This window comes from Streptomyces sp. YS-3 (assembly GCF_045257485.1).
In the GTDB taxonomy this organism is placed as follows: Bacteria; Actinomycetota; Actinomycetes; order Streptomycetales; family Streptomycetaceae; genus Streptomyces.
In genome coordinates this window covers 1-6071 of the sequence record NZ_JBJHPC010000440.1, presented here as the reverse complement: position 1 = coordinate 6071, position 6071 = coordinate 1, and the positions used below count along the sequence as shown (strand labels likewise).

3 protein-coding genes and 1 pseudogene are annotated in these 6071 nt (G+C 71.3%); all 4 read right to left on the bottom strand.

Translation table 11 applies throughout. From position 1 onward, the window contains the following. Nucleotides 1-19 precede the first annotated feature (19 nt). Complete coding sequence (locus tag ACJA3G_RS27565) at nucleotides 20-730, bottom strand: SDR family oxidoreductase (RefSeq protein WP_406555744.1); 711 nt, start codon at nucleotides 728-730, stop codon at nucleotides 20-22. Nucleotides 731-790: 60 nt separating this feature from the next. Beyond that, nucleotides 791-2044, bottom strand: coding sequence for an acyltransferase family protein (locus ACJA3G_RS27560; protein ID WP_406555743.1), 1254 nt, complete (start codon nucleotides 2042-2044; stop codon nucleotides 791-793). A gap of 318 nt (nucleotides 2045-2362) precedes the next feature. After that, a complete protein-coding gene (gene fxsT / locus ACJA3G_RS27555) occupies nucleotides 2363-5350 on the bottom strand; it encodes an FxSxx-COOH system tetratricopeptide repeat protein (RefSeq protein ID WP_406555742.1) in 2988 nt (995 codons plus the stop codon). A 207-nt stretch (nucleotides 5351-5557) separates the two neighbouring features. Further along, a pseudogene (locus ACJA3G_RS27550) lies at nucleotides 5558-6071 on the bottom strand (FxsB family radical SAM/SPASM domain protein); the annotation flags it as partial.

The window sequence follows — 6071 nt, the reverse complement described above, 5'->3', positions numbered from 1 at the left end:
GGGGGAGGGAGGGACGTCCCTACCAGGGCAGGGCGCCCTGGTCCTGGACGAACGTGGCGGTGGGGCCGTCCGCGTCCAGGGTGGCGAGCCGCACGGCGATCGCCGCGCCCTGCTCGGCCGACTTGTAGCCCTCACCGCCGGTGATGTCGGTGCGGCACCAGCCCGGGTCGACCGCGTTGACCTTGATCGGGGTGTCCCACAGCTCCTTGGCGTAGGACACCGTGATCATGTTCAGCGCGGTCTTGGAGGAGTTGTACGGCAGGTTGTTCACGTGCCAGATCGGGTGGTCCTGGTCGAGCACGTTGGTGAGCGAGCCCATCTCGCTGGACTGGTTGACGATCCGGCCCGCCGGGGACTTGCGCAGCAGCGGCAGGAACGCGTTGGTCACCGCCACCACGCCGAAGACGTTCGTCTCGTAAACCGAGCGCATCGTCTCCAGCGAGGTGACGCTGGGCTTGCCTTCCTCGTGCGAGACCGTGATGCCGGCGTTGTTCACCAGGATGTCGAGCTTGCCGTAGGCCAGATCGATATAGGTGGCGGCCTTCTTGATGCTCTCCGGGTCCGTCACGTCCACCCGTACGAACGGCTGGCCGAGCTTCTCGGCCGCGGCCTTGCCGAGTTCCTCGTCCCGTGCGCCCACGATCGCGGTGATGCCCAGCTCGCCGAGCTGGCGCGCGATCTCGAATCCGATTCCTTTGTTGGCACCTGTGATGAGGGCGATGGTCTTCATGGGGGGAATCCTTACAGTCAGTTCTTGATCTCCACTTGAATGCAAGTGGTTCGGAGCGGGTCAGCTCGCCGCGGCCTGGGGGCGCCGGGGCTTGGACCAGTTACGGGTGATGGGGCGCTCGACGAGTGCGTACAGCGCCCAGGAGGCCAGCAGGGCGATCGTGAATTCCACGAGCAGGATGCCGATGGTCTGCGGCACCGAGTACATCTCGTGGCCGAGCCACTTGCGTCCATAGGCGAGGACCACGAAGTGGACCAGATAGAAGGCGAACGACACTTCGCCGAGCCAGATCATCACCCGATTTCGGAAGGGCGTGAATTGGTTCTTCGCGTCGGCGACGGCGGCGGCGGCGATCAGGAAGATGATGGGGATGATGGTCATGGACCGCTGCGAGTAGAGGAACGGCACATGGGAGCACCAGACATAGCTTCCGGCCAGCAGCACGGTCGACCAGGTCATACCGATGTTCCACCAGCGGCCGTTGAGCACCGCCTGCGCGACGAGCATGCCGAGCGCGAAGTCGAGCAGCCGCACGGGCGGGAAGTTGTACGCGAACCAGTACTGCTCGGTGGAGGCGCGGGCGCCGAGCGCGAGACCGCCGGGGAAGTTGGGGTTGTCCGGCAGCAGGAGGTAGGTGAAGAACGGTGTCGCGATGATGGCCGCCGTCACACCGGATATCCAGTACTTGAGGTGTTCGGCCCGGATGCGGCGGAACACCTTGTGCAGCAGCGGGAAGGCGAGATAGAAGAGCAATTCACAGCCCAGCGACCAGCTCGGCTGGTTCACACTGGAGATCACGTCGAACTTCGGGAACCAGACGTGCACCATGAGCAGGTTGAGTATCGCGGTCCGGGTCGGCGTATAGGCGGAGGCGAAGAGGACCATCGCGAGCAGCCAGGTGATCGCGTAGTTCGGGTAGATCTTCACGAGCCGGCGGCGCCAGAAGGCGCGGGTGGTGTCCGTTTCCCGGACGGCCCAGGTGAGCACGAATCCGCTGAGGACGAAGAAGAACGTGACGCCGAGGGCGCCCGCGTTGCGCGTGACGTCGAACCAGTCCATCGCGGCGCCGTCGTCCTTGACCAGACGCAGGAACGGGAACGGCAGTCCGGTGTGGTTGAGGAAGACCAGGAGGGCCGCGGGAAAGCGCAGTCCGGTCAGCGAGGGCAGCCGGGTCGCCTCGGGGCGCAGCCAGCCGTCCCGGGTGGCGACCGTGCGTAACCCGGTCGACTTCCCCAGGCGCGCGGTCCGCGACCGGCTGGGCGCTTCGGCCGCCGCGGTCGGCGGCCCGGCGCCGATCGTGTCGCCTTGAGTCATGGCAAACCCTCCTGAAGGCATGGGGAGTTGGCCTCTCGCCCCCGACAGGAGAGAGGTCCTCGGCACATCCGATCGTCGCCCACCGCAAGGGAGCGGCCCTTGAGCGGTGCCCCGGGGCCCCATCAAGGATCTTGATGATCGCGCTCCGCTTCAAGGCGGGGCCGCCCGGGACAGCGCGGAGTTCGGCCACGAACCACAGGAACAGGCCGTCCTGGTACAGGAATGGGCGGCTCCACGTCAGAGGAACGTCAGAGAAACGTCAAATCCCGGCCACACGTGGCCTTGCTCACATTCGCCCGCACCCGGCCGCCGAACGCCTCAGACCGGCATCGGCTCGAAGTCCCAGTACGGCCGCGCCCCGCTCCTCATGTACGCGCTCTGGCGGTGGTTCTCCCCCAGCACCCCCGTCAGGGTCGCCACCGCGTCCCGGAGCAGCTCGGCGGCCTGGGCCCGGCGGCCCAGCGCCCGCAGGTCCTGGGCGAGGCCCGCCTGAAGGTTGACCGAGAGGACGTGCGTCTGGCCCACCGAGGTGACCGCCCGCACCAGCGCGGAGCGGCCCAGCTCGGCCGCGCCCGGCAGATCGCCGTCGGCCGCCCGCGCGGACGCGGTGTTCAGGGCGCAGCCCAGCGTCCAGGGGTGGACATGGCCCAGTACCCGGGTGAAGGCCCGCAGATTGCGCTCGGCCAGCTCGCGCGCGGGCCCGTGCTCGCCCTTCTCGCGCAGCACCAGGGCCACGTTGTCGCGCGCCCCGATCGTGTAGGGGTGGTCCGCGCCCAGCAGCCGTTCGTATCCGGCGGCTGCCTCCGAGGCCAGCAGGTGCGCCTCGTCGAGGCGGCCGAGCTCGCGCAGGAGCATGGCGTAGTCGCAGGTGTACGCGGTCGCCTCGGCGCGCCGCAGCATCGCCTCACGGGCCTCGCGCAGCAATCCCCTGGCCCGCTCGGGCTCACCGTCGCGGCGCAGGCACAGGGCCAGGTTGTGCTGGGCCATCAGGGTCTGCGGATGGTCGGCGCCCAGCACCTGGCGGTGCAGGCGGTGGTTGTACTCCTGGATGGTCAGCGCCTCCCCGTACCGGCCCATCAGCCGGAGCATCTGGGCGGTGAAGGAGCCGCACTGGAGGGTGAGGTGGTCCTTGCCGCCCAGGACGGAGATGCACTCCTCCAGGACCTCCTCGTGGCGCGAGAGCGATTTGGCGTAGTGGCCCTGGAGGGCCAGGGTGACCGCCAGGTTGTGGCGGATCGCGAGGAGCCGGGGCACCTTCCAGTCGCCGAGCAGGGCCGCGGTCTCCCCCGCCGCCTCCTCGAACAGGGCGCGGGCCTCGGCGTACTTGCCGAGCACCATCAGGGTGCCGCCCAGGCCGTTCTTGGCGCGGACCACCTCGATGCCGCCGCGGCCCTCGCCCATCAGCCGCCGGAGCGTGCCGCGGCCCAGCTCCTCGGCGCGCCCGTACTCCCCCAGCTGGCGGAAGTTGTGGGCCAGTTGATGGGTGGCGACCAGGACCAGACCGTCGGTGGGGCCCGACACCGGCCGCCAGGACTCCACCGCGAGGCCGCTGAGCCGGCGCCCCTCGCGGAACTCGCCGCGCACCCGCAGGTACTCGATGCAGTTGAGGACCAGCCGGCGCACGTCCGGGTCGGTGGAGGTGAGCGCGCCGGAGGGCTCCAGATGCGGGATGAGCTCGGCGTAGCGCGGCCAGTTGTGGGCGCCGGCCGGGTCGCGCGGGTCGGCGGCGACCAGCACCCGGCAGGCGGTGGCGGTGGCCCGCTCGTGCTCCTGCTCGGGCAGGCTGGCGCGCACGAAGCGGTGCAGCAGCCGGTGGATGCGCAGCGAGCCGACGGTACGGGTGCCGAGCCGGCCGGGGTCGTCGTACTCCAGCGGTGTGGAGGTGACCCGGGAGAGCGTGCGCAGCGCCGAGTTCCAGCTGCTGGGGTCGGTGACCAGGGCGGCGAGGTGCGGGGGCAGATCGCTGACCCGGGCGTTCTGCAGCAGGCGCAGCGGTACGGAGTCCGGTGAGAAGTGGGCGAGGAGCTTGAGCAGCTCCCAGGCCTCGGCGGAGGTCTCGTTCAGGCTGTTCAGCGTCCGGGACCAGGCGGCCTGGAAGCTCGCCGGGTACTCGCGCGAGGGCGTGGTGGAGACGGTGTGCGGGTCGTCCTGGCTGATCCCGCGCACATAGTCGGCGATGGAGGCCGCCGGGTTGTTGGCGATCCAGGTCGCGGTCTGGTCGAGCAGCAGCGGCAGGTCCTGGACGGCCTCCGCGAGCCGGTCCGCCTCCTGTTCGCCCAGGCGCTCGGCGCGGCGCCGGGCGAAGGCGACGCTCTCCTCCCGGTCGAAGGGCGGCAGCTGCACCAGCTGGGCGCCGAGGCCGGGCCACTCGGGCGAGTTGGCGGTGACCAGAACGTGCCCGGGGCCCTCGGGGACCAGCTCCCCGACCGTCTCCGGGCTCTCCGCGCCGTCGAAGACCACCAGCCAGCGGCGGCAGGACGTCTCCAGGGCGCCCCGCACGGCCGTGATGACCTCGCCCAGACGGCTGCCCTGGGGCAGGCCGAGCGCCGGGGCGAGGGCCGCGAAGCCCTCCCGGGCACTGGCCTTGGCGGCGGCGCCGACCCACCAGACGATGTCGTACTCACCGGCGAACCGGTGCACGTACTCCATCGCGGCCTGCGTCTTGCCGACCCCGCTCAGACCGTGCACCACCACCCGGCCGCCGTCCTCGCCGGCGGCGGCCAGGATGTCGTGGATGCGCTCGAAGGCGTCCTCGCGGCCGGTGAACTGGCGGTTGCGGCGCGGCGCGTTCCAGATCGCCGGCCGGTCGTCGGGGAAGCGGATGGCCCGCTCCAGGACCACCCCGCCCGGGCGGGCGGCCGGACCCGCGCACTCCAGGACCCGGCGGCGTGCCTCGTCGGGGCCGACCCCGCGCAGCCCTATCGGGCGCAGGGTGGCGGCGGCGGGCGGCAGCGGTCTGGCGGTGACGGTGACGGCGGCGACGCGGTCGCGGTGCTGGGGCAGGGTGTCGCGCAGCAGCCGGGCCCAGCCCTGGTACTTCTCCGAGTCGAACCGCAGATACCAGTCGTCCAGGACGACCAGGATGCGGCCGGGCGGCTCCAGCAGGTCGGCGAGGGCGGAGTCGGCGGGCTTGAGGTGCAGCGGATCCCACCGGATGAGCACGGCGGGGTGCCCCGCCCGCTCCAGCTGCTGCCCGATCCAGTCGGCCCAGGCCTGGCTCTGCCCGGCGAAGAGCACGGTGACGCGGGGTGACTCCTCGGCCGGCTCGGGCGGCGTGGGCTCCACGGCGCCCTCGTGGTCGGACATGCGGCGGACTCCCTCGGCTCGGGCCGGAAGCTGCTGGATGTGCGCGCACCCTCAATTGTGCGTCACGCTGCGTCTTCCCGGGGGACAACCCCCGGACCCCCAGCCGGACGAGCGGGAGGACCGGGTCGCCCGGTAAGGCTCTGCCGGGCACATCGGGGTGAGGACGGATGAGTTGCGTATCACGTGTCGGGGAGCAGGAGTTGACGGTCACGGGCCCCCCTGCCGGAGCGCGTCGGCGTCCGCGAGCCGGGCCGCGATGTGGCGGATGAGGCGCTCCAGGTCGGCGCAGTAGACGCTGGGATGGAGGAACCCGCTGTACGGGGCGTAGCGGTGCGCGTAGTTGCCGCCCCCGCACACCTCCCGTACCGGGCAGGCCGCGCAGTCGTGCGCCAGTCCGGCGGCTCCCAGCTGGCGGGCGGCGAGGCCGGGGTGGCGCAGCGCCCGGTCGAAGGAGTGCCGGAAGACGTCGAGGCCGGTCGCGGAGGCGCCCTCGTACGCCGAGCGCAGCGCGCCCGTCTGCTCGATCGCGCCGTCCGTGTCCACCACCACGGCCACCATCGGGGAGAGCCCCACCGACTCGACCGTGCTGGGCACGCCGAGGAGCAGCGCCACGATCTCCTGGAAGAGCCGCACCCCGGTCCGCATCCGGTCGTCGTCCCACCACAGGTCGAAGACCCGCACCAGCCAGTCCCCGTACGGGGTGGGGCGCGGGCGCCGCCCG